The organism is Achromobacter sp. 1011811831, assembly GCF_059760905.1.
The window spans coordinates 1-19,050 of sequence record NZ_JCBANG010000107.1 but is presented as its reverse complement, the minus strand read 5'-3'; the positions used below and the strand labels follow the sequence as shown (position 1 = coordinate 19,050).

Genomic DNA, 19,050 nt, shown 5'->3' with positions numbered 1-19,050 from the left:
CCTGCGGCGTGAATTCCAGCTCCAGCTCGCCCGACAGGTACTGGCGCTCGAATTCCTTGTTCTCGCCCACGTAGGACGCGATCATCTTGCGCACCTGCCGCGTGTTCAGCAGCTGGCCCAGGCCGAAGCCGTCCACGCCGGCGTTGTTGCTCACGCAGGTCAGGTCCTTGACGCCCGAATCGCGCAGCGCAGCGATCAGCGCTTCCGGAATGCCGCAAAGGCCGAAGCCGCCCACGGCGATCATCTGGCCGTCCTTGACGATGCCTGCCAGCGCCTCCTGGGCGCTTGCATAAACCTTGTCCATACCCTTATCTCCTCGTTGTCAGTATCGAGACTACTGATGGTCAAACGCTTTACTGCGCGGTCCAGCCGCCGTCGATCTTCAGCTCGGCGCCGCGCATGTTGTCCGCCGCGCCGGAGCACAGGAACTGCGCCAGCTCGCCGATCTGCCGCGGGGTGACGAACTGGCCGGACGGTTGTTTCTCGCCCAGCAGGCGGCGCTTGGCGTCTTCGGCGCTCAGGCCCTCGCGCGCGGCCAGCGCGTCGATCTGCTGCTGGACCAGCGGCGTCAGCACCCAGCCGGGGCAGATGGCGTTGACGGTGATGTTGCTGTCCGCCGTTTCCAGCGCGCCGACCTTGGTCAGGCCGATGACGCCGTGCTTGGCCGCCACATAGGCCGACTTGCCGGCCGAGCCGACCACGCCGTGCACCGACGCGATGTTGATGATGCGGCCCCAGCCGCGTTCGCGCATGGCCGGCAGCGCGGCGCGCATGGCGTGGAAGACCGCGCTCAGGTTGATGGCGATGATGGCGTCCCAGCGATCCACGGGAAAGGCCTCGATCGGCGAGACGTGCTGGATGCCGGCGTTGTTGACCAGGATGTCCACGGCGCCGAAGTGCTTGATGGCGGCGCCGACCATGTCTTCGATCTCGGCCGGGCGGCTCATGTCCGCGCCGTGGTGCAGGGCGCGCACGCCCGCCGCTTCGATCTGCTGGACGGCCGCCTGGGCGTCGCCGAAGCCGTTGAGCACGATGTTGGCGCCGGCGTTGGCCAGCGTCTGGGCGATGCCCAGGCCGATGCCGCTGGTCGAGCCCGTGACCAGGGCGGTCTTGCCCGCCAGGGGCTTGGAGGTGATGTCGGTCATGATGGGGATGCTCCGCTCAGGCCTAGACCAGGCCGGTCAGGTAGAAGACGCCGATGACCACGAACACGGCCAGCGTCTTGATCAGGGTCACCGCGAAAATGTCGCGATAGGACTCGCGGTGCGACAGGCCGGTGACGGCCAGCAGCGTGATGACCGCGCCGTTGTGCGGCAGCGTGTCCATGCCGCCGCTGGCCATGGCGACCACGCGGTGCAGGACTTCCAGCGGGATCTGCATGTGCTGGGCCGCCTGGATGAAGGTGTCGGACATGGCCGCCAGCGCGATGCTCATGCCGCCGGAGGCCGAGCCGGTGATGCCGGCCAGCGTCGAGACCGAGACGGCGGCATTGACCAGCGGGTTGGGAATGCTCTTGAGCGCGTCGCTGACGACGATGAAGCCGGGCAGGGCGGCGATGACGCCGCCGAAGCCGTATTCGGACGCGGTGTTCAGCGTGGCCAGCAGCGCGCCGGACACGGCGGTCTTGGTGCCGGCGGCGAAGCGCTCATAGACGCGGCGGAAGGCCGTGAGCAACACCAGCAGGATGCCCAGCAGCAGCGCGCCCTGCACGGCCCAGATCGCCACGACGCCCTTGGTGGCGACGCTCAGCGCGGCCTGCGCGCCGGGGATCACCTGCGGGTCGACCGTGTACTGGGCGCCGTACCATTGCGGGATCAGCCGGGTCAGCGCGAAGTTGGCCACGCCGACCAGGATCAGCGGCGAGATCGCCAGGATCGGGTTGGGCAGATCGGTGGTGTCGACGCGCTCGGGCTCGTTCAGCAGCGAGGTGCCGTAGCCCTCGCCACGGGCCGCGGCGCTCTTGCGGCGCCATTCCAGATAGGTCAGGCCCACGACGATGATGAAGATCGCGCCGATCACGCCCAGCGCGGGCGCGGCCCAGGCCGTGGTCTTGAAGAACGTGGTGGGGATGATGTTCTGGATCTGCGGCGTGCCGGGCAGGGCGTCCATGGTGAAGCTGAACGCGCCCAGGGCGATCGCGCCGGGCATCAGCCGCTTCGGGATGTTGCTCTGCCGGTACAGCTCGGCGGCGAAGGGGTAGACCGCGAACACGACCACGAACAGCGAGACGCCGCCATAGGTCAGCAGGGCGCACACGGCGACGATCACCGCGTTGGCGCGCGAGCGGCCGATGTACTTGATCGCGGCGGCCACGATCGATTCCGAGAAGCCCGACAGCTCAATGACCTTGCCGAAGACGGCGCCCAGCAGGAACACGGGAAAGTACAGCTTGACGAAGCCGACCAGCTTTTCCATGTAGATGCCGGAGAAGATCGGCGCGACCGCGCTGGGATCGATCAGCAGGACGGCGCCCAGGGCGGCGACCGGCGCGAAGAGAATGACGCTGTAGCCGCGATAGGCGACCAGCATCAGGAACGCCAGGGCGGCGATCACGATGAGGAACGACATACTGTCTCCTATGGTTCCGTGTAGCTCGTTGTTGTGTGTAGCGTCCGCGCGTGGCGGATTACATCGTGTAGCAAAAGCCGTGCCAGCTTGGGAAAAAGCGAGGTTTCTTGCGGTAAATCCAGGATCTGGCGCGTGGCCGGCCCGGTTCCGCGCGCGCCGCTGGGTACAATTCGTCCCAATATCGGGACGTGGACGCAAGCTCCATGCCCGAAAATGTGCCTGTTCGCTGTTCATCAGAGAGCGATACGGGCGCGTAAGGCTGTATCAATAATGAGACTGATCGTCTCGATATAGAGAAACTGGGAGACAGCCGTGCCTGACAGCGCGATGCGTGCCGAAATGGAATCCAGCGTGGAGCCCCGCGCCGGCAATGCGTTGCTGACCGACTACGAATCCGTGCGGGCGCTCACCATGCGGTCGCTGTTCGACATGCTGGACCGGTCGAGCGAAGGCACGGTGGTGGTCGACCGTGACGCGCGCATCGTCTGGATGAACCAGCACTACGCGGCGCGCTTCGGTTTCTCCGACCCGCAGGACGCCATCGGCAAGGACTGCGAGGAAGTCATCCCCAACAGCCTGCTGCGCGAGGTCGTCACGTCCGGCGAGCCCATCCTGCTCGACATCATGGAGACGGGGCGCGACCCGCTGGTGGTCACGCGCCTGCCGATCAGCGACCTGCGGGGCAATGTGATCGGGGCGGTGGGCTTCGCGCTGTTCGACGAGCTCAAGGCGCTGACGCCGCTGTTCAGCCACTACTCGCGCCTGCAGGCCGAGCTGATCGCCACGCGCCAGTCGCTGGCGCAGGCGCAGGCGCGCCGCGCCAAGTACAACTTTTCCAGCTTCGTCGGCAACAGTCCGGCCAGCCTGGAGGTCAAGCGCCTGGCGCGCCGCGCGGCGCCGCTGGACGCGCCGGTGCTGCTGCTGGGCGAGACCGGCACGGGCAAGGAGCTGCTGGCGCACGCCATCCACGGCGCGTCCGGCCGCGCCGACAAGCCGCTGGTCACCGTCAACGTCGCCGCCATTCCGGACACCTTGCTGGAGGTCGAGTTCTTCGGCGCGGCGGCCGGTGCCTACACCGGCGCCGACCGCAAGGGCCGCGTCGGCAAGTTCGAGCTGGCGCACGGCGGCACGCTGTTCCTGGACGAAATCGGCGATCTGCAATTGCCGCTGCAGGGCAAGCTGCTGCGCGCGTTGCAGGAAAAGGAATTCGAGCCGCTGGGCTCGAACCGGGTGGTGCACGCCGATGTGCGCATCATCGCGGCCACCTCGATGGATCTGCCGGCCATGGTGGCGCAGGGCAGGTTCCGCGCCGACCTGTACTACCGGCTCAATGTGTTGACGATTCCGGTGCCGGCGCTGCGCGAGCGGCTGTCCGACATCGAAACGCTGAGCTACAGCGTGCTGGACAAGCTGTGCGCCCAGCACCATACCGGCCACCTGGAGCTGGACGAGGCCGCCTTGCGCCTGCTCAAGGCGCATGGCTGGCCGGGCAATGTGCGCGAACTGCACAACACGCTGGAGCGCACCGTGATGTTCTCGGATGCGCCGCGCATTGACGCCCGCGCGCTCGCGCGGTTCCTGGGCGAGGGGCGGGCGTCCACGGCGGCCTCGGCGCCGGCGGGAGCCGCCGCAACGGCTGGCGCCGTGTCCGCGACGGCGCCGGCCGGCGGTTCCATGCGCTACGACGAGGCCATGAGGACGTTCGAGCGGCAGCTCCTGCTGGACGCGCTCGATGCCGCGCAAGGGCAGGTGAGCGTCGCCGCGCGGGCGCTGGGCATCGGCCGGGCGACCCTGTACCGGAAGCTGGCCGCGCTGCAGATTCCCACGCAGCCGGCGACTTGAGGGCGGACGCTGCCGCATTCGTGAAGATCGTGGCCGGCGGCGGGACAAGTCTTCACAATGCATTACCCGGCAGCGCAAGGCCGTGGCGCGCGCCATGTTGTGATGCGCGGGCAAGTACGCCCGTGCCTGCGCCCGCGTGACGGGAAGCGGATCCGCCCCGGACCGCGATGCGCGCCTGCACGATTGTGACTCCACACCACTTTCGTGAAATCACCGCTGCATGACATCCCTCTCTTTCCCGCCTTTCCTCATTCCCGCCGCGCGGCGTTGCGCGGCGCTACTGGCGATCGCGCTGGCCGGCTGTACCACCTATGACTATGTTCCGCCCGCCAGCGAGGCCGGCCGGCAGTGCCTGGCCACCTGCGAGGTCGCCCGGCAGACCTGCCGCGCCGGCGTCAGCCAGACCGGCGCGCAGCAGGCGGCCACGACGGAACTGGCGCGCAGCAATCAGCTCGCCACCTGCCTGGCGGGCGCGTCCTCGGCCGATGACCGCAAGGCATGCCAGCGCGGCGCCAACAATGGCGTGCTGCTCGGCACGCAGCAGCATTCCCAGCCCATCGGCGAGCTGCAATGCAGCTCGACCTATGACCAGTGCTTTACCCATTGCGGCGGACAGATCATCGAACGCCGGGTTGACGCGTGTGCAGGCCAGGGCCCGGCCGGCCTCGCCGGCGCGGGCCGGCGCTGGCTCGTTCACGTCATACACATGAAAAAAGGCCGGCATGATCGCCGGCCCTTGTCCTGACTGGCCTGTCACGCCTCGGCGGCGGCTTCCCCGGCCTGGGCCGCGGGTTGCAGCTGGTTGATCAGCGCCGGCCAGGTGTTGATCGACAGCAGGTGGCAATAGACCAGCGGCAGCCAGCCATTGGCGCGCCAGCGCAGGAATTCCTCGTCCGGCAGCTTGTTGAACTTGGCTTCGTCGATCACCTTGAAGCCGGACATGGCCAGGCGCTGGCCATCGGGCAGGGTGATGTCGGCGCGATTCTCGACCAGCAGGTCGGCCTCGGCCAGGGCGCGCGCGAACTCCATCGTGTAGGCGTGCTGGTTCTGGTAGTCGCGGCAGAATTCCAACGCGCTGCGCGCCAGGTCGGTGGGCTCGCCGGCCTCGTCGAAGAAGGGATTGTCGCGGCCCTCGACCACCGAGGCGGCCTTCTCGTCCACGCACAGCGTGAACTGGCTGCGGTCCTCGTTCTCCATGAAGATGAAGGGATAGCGGCGCACGTAGGCCGGGATGTAGGCGCCGGCGCGCCATTGGCCCTGCGCGTCGACGAACAGGTTTTCCTGGCCGCGCACGCCCAGCACCGCGACGGGCGTGGGCTGGTCGCCGTCGGTGAAGACGATGGGGAAATGGCGGCAGGCGATCGGCAGCTCGGTGGCCACCAGCGGCACGGCGTTGGTCTTGGCGGCGTAGCCGAAGCCGGTATTGCCGGCCAGCGACAGGTTGGCGTGCGCGCCGGGGGCCAGGGGCCGGGGTTGTTCGTAGAACAGGGGAAGCGAAGTCTGCGTAGTCATGGTCTCGGAGGAATCAGAGAGTGCGGGGTTGCATGTTGTTGCCACGGCTTGCCTCATCGGAAGACGTCGCGTCTTTGATGGCACGTTGCTGCGAATTGTTGCCGGGACCCTGAAGTGCCGGATGGTTGCCGGTCGATACGGTCAGCACCGCATTGTCGCCGCAGGGCAAGCGCCAGTCGATTGAGACAGGGGATGAAACTTGCCATATCGCGAGACGGCAGTCGCGTACAAATTTGACATCCCGGCCGCGATCGCTATACTTAATCGTAAATCGCAATAAACACTAAACAATCATGTCCGACTTCTCCCGCATCGAACTTTCCTACGCCGGCAGCGATGGCCAGGCCGTCGCGCATCCGGTCCGCTTCCTCGGCTTTCCCGGCGGCGAGCGCCATGTCTGGATCGGCGAGGGCGCGGGCGGAGCCGGGCGCGCCTACACCATCGATGCCCGCATCTATTCCTCGGACGCGGTCATGGACCTGCTGCTGCTGAACGACGCGCTGCGCCGCGTGGCGGGCGAGGGCGCGGCCGTGACGTTGCGGCTGCCCTATCTGCCGTATGCGCGCCAGGACCGCGTCACGGTCGCGGGCGAGCCGCTGTCGGTCAAGGTGTTCTGCAGCCTGATCAACGCCATGAAATTCGATCGCGTGGTGGTGGCCGACCCGCACAGTACGGTCGCGCCGGCCTTGCTGGACCGCGTTGAGATCGAGTCGGCCGAGGGCTTCCTGGGCCAGGTGCTGGCCCTGCCTGAATTTTCCGGCGGCGTGGCGCTGGTGGCGCCGGATGCCGGCGCGCACAAGCGCGTGCTGGCCCTGGGCGAACGCTTCGGCGCGCCGGTGGTGTGCTGCGCCAAGCTGCGCAATACCGCCACGGGCAAGCTCAGCGGCGCGCGCGTGCTGGACGAGGTGCCGGACCTGCCGCTGCTGGTGGTGGACGACATCTGCGACGGCGGCGGCACCTTCGTCGCGCTGGCCGCGCTGCTGCGCCGGCACAGTGACCGGCCGCTGGGCCTGTACGTGACGCATGGCCTGTGCACCAAGGGTGTGGCGCCGCTGCGGGACTACGCAAGGCTGTACACGGCCTATCCGCGCGATTCCGCGCTCTGGACGCCGCGCGGCGGCATTTTCCAGGCCATCGATGCGGCGCCGACTGCTGCCATCGTGGCGTGAATCCGAATCCACACAGAACAACCCAACCCCGTCGAGCAGAACCATGTCCACCCTGAATCCCCTGACCCAGATCGACTTCTACAAGAGCGGCCACATCTTCCAATACCCGGCCGGCACCGAGAGCGTCTACTCGAACTTCACGGCGCGTTCCGACCGGCTGGCGCCCGTGCTGCGCTCGGGCCTGGCGCCGTTCGAAGGCAAGGTGGTGTTCGTGGGCCTGCAGGGCTTCGTCAAGGAATTCCTGATCCAGGCCTTCGACGCCGGCTTCTTCCGCCTGCCCAAGGCGCAGGCCGTGCGCCAGTACCGGCGCCGCATGGACAACGCCCTGGGCCCGGGCGCCGTGCCGGTCGACCACATCGCCGCCCTGCACGACCTGGGCTACCTGCCCGTGCGCATCAAGGCGCTGCCCGAAGGGTCGCGCGTCAACATCAAGGTGCCGTTGTTCACGGTGCGCGAAACCCGCAAGGAATTCGCCTGGCTGACCAACTACCTGGAAACCGTGCTGTCCAATTTCAACTGGAAGCCGATCACGGTGGCCACCATCGCCCATGAATACCGCCGGTTGCTGGAGGCCTACGCCGACCTGACCGGCGCCGACGCCGCCTTCATCGACTGGCAGGCGCACGATTTCTCGGCGCGCGGCCTGTCCGGCCCCGAGGATTCCATGCGTGCCGGCTTCGCCCACCTGTGCTCGTTCACGGGCACCGACACCGTCGCGGCCATCGACTACGCCGAGCTGTACTACGGCGCCGATGCCGACCGCGAACTGGTGGGCGGCAGCGTGCCGGCGACCGAGCACAGCGTGATGAGCATGGGCGGCAAGCTGGACGAGATCGGCACCTTCCGCCGGCTGATCACCGAGGTCTATCCCTCGGGCATCGTGTCCATCGTGTCCGACACCTGGGACTTCTGGCAGGTCATCACCGAATACGCCAGCGCGCTGAAGGCCGAGATCCTGGCGCGCGCGCCCAATGCGCTGGGCCAGGCCAAGGTGGTGTTCCGGCCGGATTCCGGTGATCCGGTCAAGATCCTGACGGGCTACCTGCCGGACGAACTTGCGGGCGATGCCGACGCGGACGGCATGTACACCGTCAAGGACACGGGCGGCAAGATCACCGAGGCCGAGCGCAAGGGCGCCGTGGAATGCCTGTGGGACATCTTCGGCGGCGACCTGACCGCCAGGGGCTTTCGCGTGCTGCATCCGCGCGTGGGCCTGATCTACGGCGACTCGATCACGCTGAGCCGCGCCGAGCGGATCCTGGAACGCCTGCGGATCAAGGGCTATGCCTCGACCAACTGCGTGTTCGGCGTCGGCTCCTACAGCTATCAATACCTGACCCGCGACAGCTTCGGCATGGCCATGAAGGCCACCTGGGGCATGGTCAATGGCGAGGCGCGCGAGCTGTCCAAGGATCCCAAGACCGACAGCGGCACCAAGAAATCGGCGGTGGGCCTGTTGCGCGTCGAGCGCGAGGGCGGCGACTACGTGCTGCATGATCGCCAGACGCCCGAGCAGGAGGCCGGCGGCCTGCTGCAAGACGTGTTCGTCGACGGCAAGCTGGTGCGCGAGCACACGCTGGCCGAGATCCGCGCCCGCCTGCGCAACGGCGGTTGAGCAGCGCCGCGCGCCCTGGCTCCGCCCGGTGGCGGGCCGGCGCGCGACGTTGTCGCATGTTGAAAACAAGCCTGTCATACTTGCGCGACGAGACATCCGCGCAAACAGAGGCGATGGAATCGGCGCATGCGATTCCGTCCCTCGCCCTCTCCAGAGCCCCGGGATGACCAAGACCGCCACCGCCCATGATCGCCCCATCCTGACCGTGGACGTGGCGCTGCTTGCCCTGATCGACGAGCGCCTGCACGTGGCCCTGGCGCCGCGCGCGGCGGCGCCGTTCAAGGGCCGGCTGGCCCTGCCGGGCGGCTATGTGCGCGTCGACGAAGACGCCGATACGGACCAGACCGCCCGCCGCGTGCTGCGCGAGAAGCTGGGCTTCGAGCCGGCCCACCTGGAGCAGGCCTGCACCGAGTCCGGCCCGGCGCGCGATCCGCGCGGCTGGTCCGCGTCGGTGGTGTACCTGGCGCTGCATGCCGCCGACGCGCTGCAACCGCTGGCGGACGACGGCCGCATCACGCTGCACGACGTCGAGGCGCTGCCGGCGCTGGCGTTCGACCACAACCACCTGATCGCGCTGGCCGCGCAGCGCCTGCGCGCGAAGTCGGCGTATACGTCCATCGTCGCGCACCTGCTGCACGACGAATTCACCATTCCCCAGGTCCAGGCGGCCTTCGAGGCCGTGACCGGGCATCGCATGAATGCCGCCAACTTCCGCCGCAAGATCCTGGAAACGGGCGCGCTCAAGGAAACCCGCATCGTGCCGGCGGCCTACCGGCCGGCGCAGGCTTATCGGCTGGCCGAGCCCCTGACGGACTTCGGCCAGAACCTGGCGCGCTGAACGGGCGTCGCCGTAGCGCGGGATCGGACGGCGCTACGCCAGCGCCAGGGCCCGCGCCGCGCCCGCCGCCGGCGCGGCCGCGCGCTCAGGCCGGCATCGTCCGACAGCGATGGCATGTGCCGGCGGCAGCACGGGCAGGCGGGCCTCGCGGTGGGCTGGAAGCGCGGTTCCGCGTCGCGCGCGAGGCACGCCGCGCGCGCCAGCCGAGAAACAATCGCAACAATATCTTTCGCGTCCGGGCGCGGGTCTCGGGCCGCCAACCGCGCGGCGCGAAGCCGTCATGGCCCTTGCCAGCGCTGGCGATGCCCGGCATTCACGGCCCGCCGCGCGCGGCGGCGCGGCGCCAGGCAGGCGCGACGGGCCATGTTTCAGCGCGCAGCGCGCGCTTTGTGATCCGGTCCCCTCCCATTAGGATGCGCGCTCGACGATCCCATCACGCATAGCCCCAAAGGACCGACCCATGACCCTGCCGCGACCGCGCCACGCCTTGACCGCCCTGACGCTCACGCTGACCCTGACGGGCTGCGTCGGCCCGTCATTCATGACGAGCAAGGAAGGCACCATGGACGACCCGCGCTACGCGCAGCTGCTCGACCTGATCGGCGAAGCGCTGAAGGACGACATGGCCGTGGTGCTGGTGGCCGACATCATGCCGCACGCGTCGCTGAAGGACGCGCTGACCATGACGCAATGGACGCCGACCGTCATCTGGATGCACGCGCAGGAGCCGAGGGTGACCTTCAGCCGCAAGTTCCAGACCAACTCGTTGAAGCGCGACCCCAAGGAAACCTATCTGTTCGGCGCGTTCGAGGTGCACATCCTGCCGCCTGGCAAGTACCTGCTGACCGGTGGCGACGACTACAAGCTCAACGCCCTGCTGGACCAGGTCGGCGCGCGCAGCGGGCCGGTCGGATCGGGCCGGGGCGCCAACGGCACCGCCTATCTGTCGCCCGAGCTGTATCGCCAGTTCTACCGGGAAGCCGCGTGGCGCGACGCCACCACGCATACCCAGACCAAGACGCGCCAGGTCTGCACCGCCGTGCACGCGGCCTCGGGCGCCTGCGTGAGCTGGGGCGAGCAGCAATACAACGAGACCTCGGCGGGCATGCCGGCGGGCTATTACGAACAGACCGATTCGCGCGACATTCCCGCGATCAAGGTGCAGGCGCGCATCCCGCCGGCGCAGGCGCTGGCCAGCTTCACGCTGAAGGGCGGCCAGCTGGTGCTGAGCCAGCGCATGCACCTGAAGACGCCGAGCTACAAGTTCCGCCAGCCGGCCTGCCGCGCGGTCGATCCCAAGATGATCGAATGCCCGCTGGAAGACCTGACCGTCTACACCCGTCCGGCGCCGATGGAGTTCGCGCAGCAGCTGATCGCGCGGCGCGTGAACGTCAGCGACAAGCACCGCGAGATGCTGTCCGGAATGCAGCCCATGCAGATCACGCCGCTGGGCAGGCAGGGCATGGAAGATCCAATCTGGGGCGTGCCGCTGTCGCTGGGCAAGGGGAAGTAAGGGGCGCTGGCGGGATACGTAATTGAGTATCAAAAAATAGGATATAGATCCCGAATAATGGTTTGATGGCCGGCTTCCGGTGATATTCTGGCCTCGCTTGATCAGGGCGCGGCGGCGCGCCCGCATCGGCGATGACGGGGGCACCAGCCATGACGACGCTTGCGCAACAGCCGGCTTTCAACCAGTTCCTCGGCGCGGTCGATGCCGCGTTCCGCGCGCGGCTTGACCCGCCGGCATTGCTCGACCGGGTCGAAGACGGGGCGCGGCGGCTCGTGTCCCGCGATGACTGGCTGCCCGAGACGGCCGCCCGGCCGCATCCCGTCCACTATCGGCAATACCTGCTCTATTGCGATCCGCGCGAACGCTACTCGGTGGTGAGTTTCGTCTGGGGGATCGGCCAGCGCACGCCGATTCACGATCACATGACCTGGGGCGTCATCGCCATGTTGCGCGGCGCCGAGCGCGCGGAGCGCTATGAACGCGCGGCGCCCATGCGGCTGCTGGGCGAGTCCGTGCTGTTGCCCGGCGATGTCGACCGCGTGTCGCCGCGGCAGGGCGATATCCACCGCGTGAGCAATGCCTGCGATGACCGGGTCTCGATCAGCATCCACATCTACGGCGGCAATATCGGCCGCATCCCGCGCCATGTCTACGACGTTGATACCGGCGCGCGGCGCGCCTTCGTTTCGGGATACGCCAACGCCGACGCGGCGGCGGCCGGGTTCGCGCGCCTGGACTGAGGCGCGCGGCGGGCAAGTCCCGCGCCATCGCCGGCGTCGCCGCGCGTCCGCGCACGGTTCGCACCCTGTTCAAAGTGTCAGTTTCCCTGCCAGGGAAAGGCGCTGAGAATGGCTGGAAGAAATAGGGAATCAAGATCCTGGCTCACGGGACGCATGCAAAGGGGAAGAGGATGAAGATCACCGCTGTCGAAACGCTGGCCTGCGATGCCGGCTGGCGCAATTACCACTTCGTGAAGGTCAGCACGGATGCCGGCGTGACCGGCTGGAGCGAATACGACGAGGGCTTTGGATCACCCGGCGTGTCGGCGGTGATCGCGCAGTTGGCGGGCGCCATCGTCGGGCAGTCCTATGCCGGGCCGCAGCGCTTTTACGCGGACGTCTACGCCCGCACCCGGCCCGCGGCGGGCGGGGTCGTGGGCGAAGGCATCGGCGCGTTGGAAAACGCGCTGCTCGACGCCCATGCCAAGCGCCTGGGCGTGCCGTGCTACGAGGTGCTGGGCGGCAAGGTGCGCGACGCGTTGCGCGTGTACTGGTCGCACTGTCCGGCATGGCGCATCAACCATCCGCAGCACTATGGCCCCGCCATCACCGACCTGGCCGGCGTCGAGGCGGCAGCGGCCCAGGTGCGCGAGCGCGGCTTCTCTGCATTGAAAACAAACCTGTTCATCCACGACGAAGGCCCGTCCTTCGCCTGGCGGCCCGGGTTTTCCTCGCCGTTCTCGCCTGAGCTGAACGTGGACAGCCGCGTGATCCGCAATCTGCGCGCCACGCTGGAAGCGCTGCGGCGCGGCGCCGGTGATGACATCGACATCCTCGTCGACCTGAACTTCCACGCCAAGACCGAGGGCTATCTGAAGATCCTGCGCGCGATCCAGGATTTCGACCTGTTCTGGGTCGAGCTGGACAGCTACAGCCCGGACGCGCTGGCGTTCATTCGCGGGCAGAGTCGCTTTCCCATCAGTTCCTGCGAGACGCTGTTCGGCGGACGCGAGCTGCTGCCCTTCCTGCGGCGGCAGGCCGTGGATGTCGCCATCATCGACACCGTCTGGAACGGGGCTTGGCAAGCGATGAAGATGGCCGACCTGTGTGATATCCACGAAGTCAACGTCGCGCCCCACAACTTCTATGGGCACTTGTGCACGTTCATGAACGCGCACTTCGCGGCGGCGGTGCCGAACTTCCGCATCATGGAAACCGATATCGATCGCCTGGCCTGGGACGACGCGCTGTTCACGCACGCGCCGCAGTACCGCGATGGACACCTGATCGTGCCCGACCGGCCAGGGTGGGGCACCGAACCCGACGAGGCCGCATTGCGCGCGCATCCGCCGAAGCCGCATGGGCTGATCTACGCGCGCAAGCACTGACCCGGTTTGTCGGATTCCTGTTTCCGCTTTTTCCCCGGGGCGCGGCCATGCGGTGTCCATGCTCCGCGCTCATCCTCCCTCTATCAGGAGCAAGCACCATGATGAACAACTGGACGGATCAACTGGCCAACTTGCGGACAGGCGCAAAAGCGCTGGCGCAGGCCAACCCCGCCGTGGTCCAGGCCTACGCCGGGCTCAACCGGGCGCTGGGCGAGGGCCAGGCCCTGGACGCCAAGACCCGGGAGCTCATCGCACTGGCCGTCGCGGTGACGACCCGCTGCGATGGCTGCATTGCCTCGCATGCCGCGGCCGCGAGGCAGGCCGGCGCCAGTCAGCAGGAGGTCGCCGAGGCGCTGGGCACGGCCATCGCGTTGAACGCGGGCGCGGCCTATGTGTACTCGGCCCGCGCGCTGGAGGCCTACAACCAGTTCGAGCAGGCGTAGACCGGCATCGGCAATGGCGGCGCGGCGGGGTCGCGCGCCCAGGCACAACAAGGAGACAGACATGAAAGCGGCAATCCTATTGCTGAAACTGATCGGGCTCGCTTGCGCGGCCAGCCTCTCGACGCTGGCGCAGGCCGCGTGGCCGGAGGATAAGCCCATCCGGCTGGTGGTGCCCTTCACCGCCGGTGGCACCGCCGACGCGCTGGGCCGCAGCCTGGCCCAGCAGCTCGCCAAGGAACTGGGCCAGACCATCATCGTCGAGAACAAGCCCGGCGCCGGCAGCATGCTGGGCACCCGCGAGGTCGCTGGCGCCCGGCCGGATGGCTACACGCTGCTGCTCGGCACGACCGCCAACGTCTTCAACAAGTACTTCTACAAGAAGCCCCTGTACGACCTGCAACGCGACCTGACGCCGATCAGCCAGCTGGTGGAAATCCCCAACTTTCTCGCGGTCAATCCCAAGCTGCCCATCGAGACGCTGGCTGAACTGATTCGCTACGCGCGCGCGCATCCGGACCAGCTCAGTTGTGCCCATTCCGGCATCGGCGCGTCGCCCTTCGTGGCCTGCGAGCTTTTCAAGAAGATGGCCCAGGTGCGGATCGTCAGCGTGCCGTATCAGGGCGGCACGCAGGCGATCTCGGACGTCATCGGCGGCACGGCGTCGCTGGTGTTCCAAAGCGAGGCACTGTCCTATATCCGCGCGGGACAGCTGCGACCCATCGGCGTGACGACCGCCAGCCGCTCGCCGTTCCTGAAGGACACGCCGGCGATCGCCGAGCAGCTGCCGGGCTATGAAGTGTCCGCCTGGTACGGATTGCTTGGGCCAGCGGCGCTGCCGTCCGAGATCTCGGCGCGGCTGGCGCAGGCGGTGATGCAGATCCTGCGCAGCCCGGAAATGCAGGAGCGGCTGGCCCTGGTCGGTGGCGTGGCGGTCGGCAGCGAGCCCGCCGCGTTCAAGAAGAAGCTGGACGCCGACCTCGCGTTCTACGACCAGGCCATCCCGGCGCTGGGCGTCAACGCCGACTGAGCGCGGGGCGGCTTGTCTTCGCGCCGGGCGCGCCGCCCTGCCTGCGCTCCAATACGGCCTGCAGCAGCTCCACCAGCTCGCCCACGATGCCCTCGCGCTCCCTGGCGTAGATCGACGCCACGATCGGCGCCTCGGCGGGAAAGCGCGCATGGGGCCGGACGCGATAGCCGGCCACGGCGTTGCGGGGCAGCAGCGACAGGCCGATGCTCGCCTCGACCGCGATCAGCACGTTGTGCAGGCTGCTGCCGGAAAACGCGTTGTACCAGCGCAGCCGCTCGCGTTCCAGGCGTTCGAACATGGCGTCGCGGTACAGCCCGCCGGGCGGAAACGTCACCAGCGGCACGGGATCGGGCCAGGCGCGCGGCGCGTCCAGGCTTTCGAACCAGGCCATGGGTTCCGGGAACGAGGCCCGGCAGTCGGGGCCGGCGGCGGCCTCCTTGACGATGACGATATCGAATTCGCCGCTCCGGTAGCGCTGGGTCAGGTCGCGACTCAGGCCGTCCGTCACGTCCAGATGGATTTCCCGATGGCGCCGCGAAAAATCGCGGAAGGTCGCGGCCATCGCCGCGTTGACCAGGTCCTCGGGCACGCCGATGCGCAGCGGCGCGGTGCCGGCCGGATCGCCCAGCGCCGCCTGCGCCTCCTGTTGCAGGGCGAGGATCCTGCGGGCATAGCCCAGCAGCCGTTCGCCGGCGGCCGTGGCCACGATCGGCCGCGCGGTCCGGTCGACCAGGGCGGAGCCGACCTGTTCCTCCAGCCGCGCGAGCTGCTGGCTGATGGTGGACTGGGTCATGCTCAGGCGGTCGGCGGCGGCGGTGAAGCTCTGCGCGTCGATGATGCCGACGAAGGAACGCAGCAGGCGCGGATCTAGCATGGCGGCGTGAGGACCTTCCACATGCGGGGCATGCAGAAAATGGATTCGATTGATCTGAATATTTAATTTTTAAATATTACCCCCGCTCGCTATAGTCAGCACGGACGACGGCGCGGATGCCGCTCGCCCGCCGCCGCGCGAACCCGGAGCAGAAGACATGAGCGATACCTTGCATTTCCTGAACATGGCCATCGAGCTGGCCCGCGCCAACATCGCCGCCGGCGGGCGTCCCTTCGGCGCGGTGCTGGTGCGCGACGGCCAGGTGCTGGCCACCGGCGTCAACGAGATCCTGGTGTCGCACGACCCTACCGCGCATGCCGAGCTGATGGCCGTGCGCGCCGCCAGCCGCAAGCTTGGCTCGCCGGACCTGAGCGGCTGCGCGGTCTATGCCAGCGGCCATCCCTGTCCCATGTGCATGGCGGCGATGCGGCTGGCGGGCATCCGCGAGGTGGCCTACGCCTATTCGAACGACGACGGCGCGCCTTACGGGCTGTCCACGGCGGCGGTCTACGCCGATCTGGCCAGGCCCTTCGAAGAGCAGTCCATGCGGATCCGGCACGTGCCGGTGCCGGAGCAGGGCGGGCCCGGGCTGTATGCGCAATGGCAGCAGGCCATCAACCGGTGGGCATGAAGCGATGGCGCGTGCAGGAACCCGGGCCGGGGACCCCGCGTCCGCCGGCCTGCTGCTGGCCGCCATCGCCCTGGTGGCGCTGAACCTGCGGCCCTTCATCGCCGGCATCGGCCCGCTGGCCGCCGATATTGGCGCGCATACCGGCCTGGATCTCAAGCGCATGTCGCTGCTGACGCTGGTGCCCATGCTGTTGATGGGGCTGGTGGCCTTCGCGGGGCCGGCCGTGCAGGCGCGCCTCGGCGGTCGGCGCGCGGTGCTGCTGGCGCTGGCGTTGCTGGCGGCCGGCTCGTCGCTGCGGCTATGGGCCTCGGCCGGCTGGCAGCTGATCGGCACGGCCGCCATGCTGGGCCTGGGCGCGGCGGTGGTGCAGGCCGTGCTGCCCGGCATCATCAAGCGGCAGTTCCCGCGACATGTCGGCGTGGTCATGGGGTTGTATTCGTCGATGCTGATGGCGGGCGGCGCGCTGGGCGCGCAGCTGTCGCCGCTCGCGGCCACCGCCAGCGGCGACTGGCGCGTCGGCCTGGCCTGGATGGCAGTGCCCGCCTTGCTCGCGCTGGCGCTGGCGGCGCGCAGCCTGCCGCCCGATGAGGCGGTCCGCTCCGGCCGCATGGCGGCCGCGACCTATCTGGCGCGGCCGCGCGTCTGGCTGCTGATGGCCTGCTTCGGCCTGGTCAACGGCGGCTATTCGTCGGTGGTGGCGTGGCTGGCGCCGTTCTATCAGGAACGGGGCTGGAGCGCGGCGGCCAGCGGCAGCCTGCTCGCGGCCCTGACGGTATGCCAGGCGGCCGCGGCGTTGCTGCTGCCGGTGCTGGCCCGCAAGCACGAGGACCGCCGGCCCTGGCTGTGGCTGACCCTGGTCCTGCAGGCGGCGGGTTTCGCCGCCCTGGCGTGGCGGCCGGACGCGGCGCCCATCGCCTGGGCCATGCTGCTGGGGGCGGGACTGGGCGGCTGCTTCGCCCTGTCGCTGATCGTGGCGCTGGACCATCTGCCGGATCCCTTGCGCGCCGGCGTGCTGTCTTCCTATGTGCAGGGCGGCGGCTTCCTGATCGCGGCGGCGCCGCCCTGGATCGTGGCGGCGTTGCGCGAAGCCACCGGGGGCTTTCGCGACGGCTGGCTGCTGCACCTGGCCTGCGTCGCCGTCGTCGCCGCGCTGTATCTGCGGGCCGCGCCGTCCAGTTACGCGAGGGCGATGGCCGCGCCGCGCGCCGACGCGGCGCGGGCGCGCTCCGGCGGTTCCTGAGGCAGGCGGCGCGGGCCTCGCGCCGTGACGCGTCATGTACCCGTCACATGCCCGGACTATGCTGCGGCAGCACTGGCGCCTCCCGTCCTCGCGGTGAGCATCGACGGCTATGTTCGACTATTCCTGCCATGGCTCACTTTCGAGGCGCGCGCGGCGCGCGGTTCCTGACTCGTTGCCTCCTGCTCGTCGCCGCCTTGGCGGCGCGCGGCCAGGCGGCGCCGGCCGAGGGCGCGCAGGGCCTGCACTTCTTCGATATCCCGGCGCTGCCGCTGGCCGAGGCGCTGCAGCGTTTCACCGCCAGCACCGGACATTCCGGGCTGTACGACAGCGGGCTGGTCGCGGGCAGGCGCTCGCGCGGCGTGGCGGGGCACTACACGGCTGAATCGGCGCTGCGGCAGATGCTGGGCGACTCGGGCTTGCAGGCGCGCTACGGCTCGCCGGACACGTTCACGCTCGCCGCCGTGGCAGCGGTCGCGCCGGGGCCCGCCGAGACGCTGGCGGCGCGGCAGCGCTATTACGGCAAGCTGCAGGCCGCCATGCGCGCGCTGCTTTGCGGCGACCCGGATGTGCGTCCGGGCAGCTACCGCGCGGCGGTCAGCCTGTGGTTCGGCGACAGCGGCCAGGTGCGGCGCGTGCGCCTGCTGGATTCCACGGGTTCGCCCGAGCGCGACCAGCTGCTGACGCAACGGCTGGGACGATTGAAACTGGACGAGGCCGCGCCGCCGGGCGTGGGCCAGCCCATCACCTTTGTGATCCGGCCTGGGCAGGCCGCGGCCACCGGAGACTGTCTTGCATAACGGCAAGAGCGCGGATGCGTTCCGCCAGGACCGCCATCCCGGTCCGCCATGCCAGGGACCGGCCCCATGAAGGACGGCGGCCTGGCTTCGTTGCGCAAGTCGCTGGTCACCCACTATGACCGGCTCAAGCGCCGTCTTTCCGCCCGTCTGGGCAACGACGAGCTGGCGGGCGACGCGTTGCAGGACGCGTACCTGAAGCTGGACGGCGTCGCCGCGCCCGAGGCGGTGCGGCAGCCCGAGGCCTATATCTACCGCATGGCCTTCCATATCGCCGCCGACTACGCGCGCTCGGGCGATGAAAGACTGACGCGCGCCGAGGCCGACGAGATCCTGGGGCTGACGCCCGATGCCGCGCCCGGCCCGGCGCAGATCGCGGAGGACCGCCAGGCGCTGCAGACCCTGATGCGGGCGCTGGAGCGCATGCCGGAGCGTCAGCGCGAGATCCTGCTGGCGGCGCGCCTGGACGGCGTTACGCAAAAGGAGTTGGCGGCGCGGCATGGCATTTCGGTGCGCATGGTGGAGCGCGAGCTGCAGCACGCGCAGGCCTATTGCCGCGCGCGCCTGCCGTATTCAAGGTCGGATCGATGATTTTCAGCCGCTACTTCAAATCGGGCGCCAAGGCGCTGGACAGCGAGGCCGAGGCCTGGGTGCGGCGCATCCAGTCCGGGCAGGCCACGCGGCGCGACGCGCTGGCGTTGCGGGAATGGTGCGCGCACAGCGACGCGCATGCGGCGGCGTTCGAGCGGGCGCGGCGCGCCTGGGTGGATATCGGGCAGGCCGGCAGGGCGTTTCGCGCCGCGCATCCGCGCGCGGCGGCGGCGGCGCTGGCGCGGCCCGGCCGCCGGGTGATGCTGCGCGCGGGCCTGGCCGGGGC

General features: G+C 68.9%; 20 protein-coding genes. 15 read left to right on the top strand and 5 right to left on the bottom strand.

Annotated elements, in window-relative coordinates:
• From AC6LJ9_RS27050 to AC6LJ9_RS27040, 3 genes are all read right to left on the bottom strand, one after another.
• A partial coding sequence (locus tag AC6LJ9_RS27050; protein ID WP_498149942.1) for a CoA transferase subunit A occupies positions 1 to 304 on the bottom strand: 304 nt, incomplete at its 3' end.
• 49 nt (positions 305 to 353) lie between these two features.
• Entirely contained in the window at positions 354 to 1,145 is a 792-nt protein-coding gene (locus AC6LJ9_RS27045; RefSeq protein WP_498149941.1) for a 3-hydroxybutyrate dehydrogenase, read from the bottom strand.
• Between the two features lie 22 nt (positions 1,146 to 1,167).
• Entirely contained in the window at positions 1,168 to 2,568 is a 1,401-nt protein-coding gene (locus tag AC6LJ9_RS27040; RefSeq protein WP_498141344.1) for a GntP family permease, read from the bottom strand.
• A gap of 339 nt (positions 2,569 to 2,907) precedes the next feature.
• Between AC6LJ9_RS27040 and AC6LJ9_RS27035 the strand changes: the two genes are divergently transcribed.
• Entirely contained in the window at positions 2,908 to 4,410 is a 1,503-nt protein-coding gene (locus tag AC6LJ9_RS27035) for a sigma-54 interaction domain-containing protein (protein ID WP_498149943.1), read from the top strand.
• A 220-nt stretch (positions 4,411 to 4,630) separates the two neighbouring features.
• Positions 4,631 to 5,155, top strand: a complete 525-nt coding sequence (locus AC6LJ9_RS27030) for an Aq_678 family protein (RefSeq protein WP_498149940.1) — start codon at positions 4,631 to 4,633, stop codon at positions 5,153 to 5,155.
• Between the two features lie 8 nt (positions 5,156 to 5,163).
• Here the strand turns inward: AC6LJ9_RS27030 and AC6LJ9_RS27025 are convergent, their stop codons facing one another.
• A complete protein-coding gene (locus tag AC6LJ9_RS27025) occupies positions 5,164 to 5,922 on the bottom strand; it encodes a SapC family protein (RefSeq protein ID WP_498149939.1) in 759 nt (252 codons plus the stop codon).
• Between the two features lie 293 nt (positions 5,923 to 6,215).
• Between AC6LJ9_RS27025 and AC6LJ9_RS27020 the strand changes: the two genes are divergently transcribed.
• The 8 genes from AC6LJ9_RS27020 (at position 6,216) to AC6LJ9_RS26985 (ending at position 14,634) form a co-directional block, all read left to right on the top strand.
• The gene (locus tag AC6LJ9_RS27020) at positions 6,216 to 7,091 is read left to right on the top strand and encodes a ribose-phosphate pyrophosphokinase-like domain-containing protein (protein ID WP_498149938.1); all 876 of its coding nucleotides are present in this window, start codon (positions 6,216 to 6,218) and stop codon (positions 7,089 to 7,091) included.
• Between the two features lie 43 nt (positions 7,092 to 7,134).
• Entirely contained in the window at positions 7,135 to 8,706 is a 1,572-nt protein-coding gene (locus AC6LJ9_RS27015; RefSeq protein WP_498149937.1) for a nicotinate phosphoribosyltransferase, read from the top strand.
• Between the two features lie 163 nt (positions 8,707 to 8,869).
• Entirely contained in the window at positions 8,870 to 9,544 is a 675-nt protein-coding gene (locus AC6LJ9_RS27010) for an NUDIX hydrolase (protein ID WP_498149936.1), read from the top strand.
• A 460-nt stretch (positions 9,545 to 10,004) separates the two neighbouring features.
• Entirely contained in the window at positions 10,005 to 11,057 is a 1,053-nt protein-coding gene (locus AC6LJ9_RS27005) for a hypothetical protein (RefSeq protein ID WP_498149935.1), read from the top strand.
• Positions 11,058 to 11,206: 149 nt separating this feature from the next.
• Positions 11,207 to 11,797, top strand: a complete 591-nt coding sequence (locus AC6LJ9_RS27000; RefSeq protein WP_498149934.1) for a cysteine dioxygenase family protein — start codon at positions 11,207 to 11,209, stop codon at positions 11,795 to 11,797.
• A gap of 170 nt (positions 11,798 to 11,967) precedes the next feature.
• Positions 11,968 to 13,164: a mandelate racemase/muconate lactonizing enzyme family protein gene (locus AC6LJ9_RS26995; protein WP_498149933.1), complete on the top strand. Its 1,197-nt coding sequence runs from the start codon at positions 11,968 to 11,970 to the stop codon at positions 13,162 to 13,164.
• Positions 13,165 to 13,262: 98 nt separating this feature from the next.
• Positions 13,263 to 13,607 (top strand): carboxymuconolactone decarboxylase family protein, encoded by a 345-nt coding sequence (locus tag AC6LJ9_RS26990; RefSeq protein WP_498149932.1) that lies wholly within the window; start codon positions 13,263 to 13,265, stop codon positions 13,605 to 13,607.
• Between the two features lie 61 nt (positions 13,608 to 13,668).
• On the top strand, positions 13,669 to 14,634 hold the full coding sequence (locus AC6LJ9_RS26985) for a Bug family tripartite tricarboxylate transporter substrate binding protein (RefSeq protein ID WP_498149931.1): 966 nt from the start codon (positions 13,669 to 13,671) through the stop codon (positions 14,632 to 14,634).
• Here the strand turns inward: AC6LJ9_RS26985 and AC6LJ9_RS26980 are convergent.
• Complete coding sequence (locus AC6LJ9_RS26980) at positions 14,621 to 15,508, bottom strand: LysR family transcriptional regulator (protein ID WP_498149930.1); 888 nt, start codon at positions 15,506 to 15,508, stop codon at positions 14,621 to 14,623. The two genes, AC6LJ9_RS26985 and AC6LJ9_RS26980, sit on opposite strands and share 14 nt — an antisense overlap.
• 157 nt (positions 15,509 to 15,665) lie before the next feature.
• Between AC6LJ9_RS26980 and AC6LJ9_RS26975 the strand changes: the two genes are divergently transcribed.
• The 5 genes from AC6LJ9_RS26975 to AC6LJ9_RS26955 all read left to right on the top strand — a co-directional run.
• On the top strand, positions 15,666 to 16,139 hold the full coding sequence (locus tag AC6LJ9_RS26975) for a nucleoside deaminase (RefSeq protein WP_498149929.1): 474 nt from the start codon (positions 15,666 to 15,668) through the stop codon (positions 16,137 to 16,139).
• Between the two features lie 4 nt (positions 16,140 to 16,143).
• On the top strand, positions 16,144 to 17,379 hold the full coding sequence (locus AC6LJ9_RS26970; protein ID WP_498149928.1) for a cyanate transporter: 1,236 nt from the start codon (positions 16,144 to 16,146) through the stop codon (positions 17,377 to 17,379).
• Positions 17,380 to 17,507: 128 nt separating this feature from the next.
• Positions 17,508 to 18,176 (top strand): secretin and TonB N-terminal domain-containing protein, encoded by a 669-nt coding sequence (locus AC6LJ9_RS26965; protein ID WP_498149927.1) that lies wholly within the window; start codon positions 17,508 to 17,510, stop codon positions 18,174 to 18,176.
• Positions 18,177 to 18,242: 66 nt separating this feature from the next.
• Complete coding sequence (locus tag AC6LJ9_RS26960) at positions 18,243 to 18,764, top strand: RNA polymerase sigma factor (protein ID WP_158658502.1); 522 nt, start codon at positions 18,243 to 18,245, stop codon at positions 18,762 to 18,764.
• A partial coding sequence (locus tag AC6LJ9_RS26955) for a DUF4880 domain-containing protein (protein WP_498149926.1) occupies positions 18,761 to 19,050 on the top strand: 290 nt, incomplete at its 3' end. The genes AC6LJ9_RS26960 and AC6LJ9_RS26955, both read left to right, overlap by 4 nt.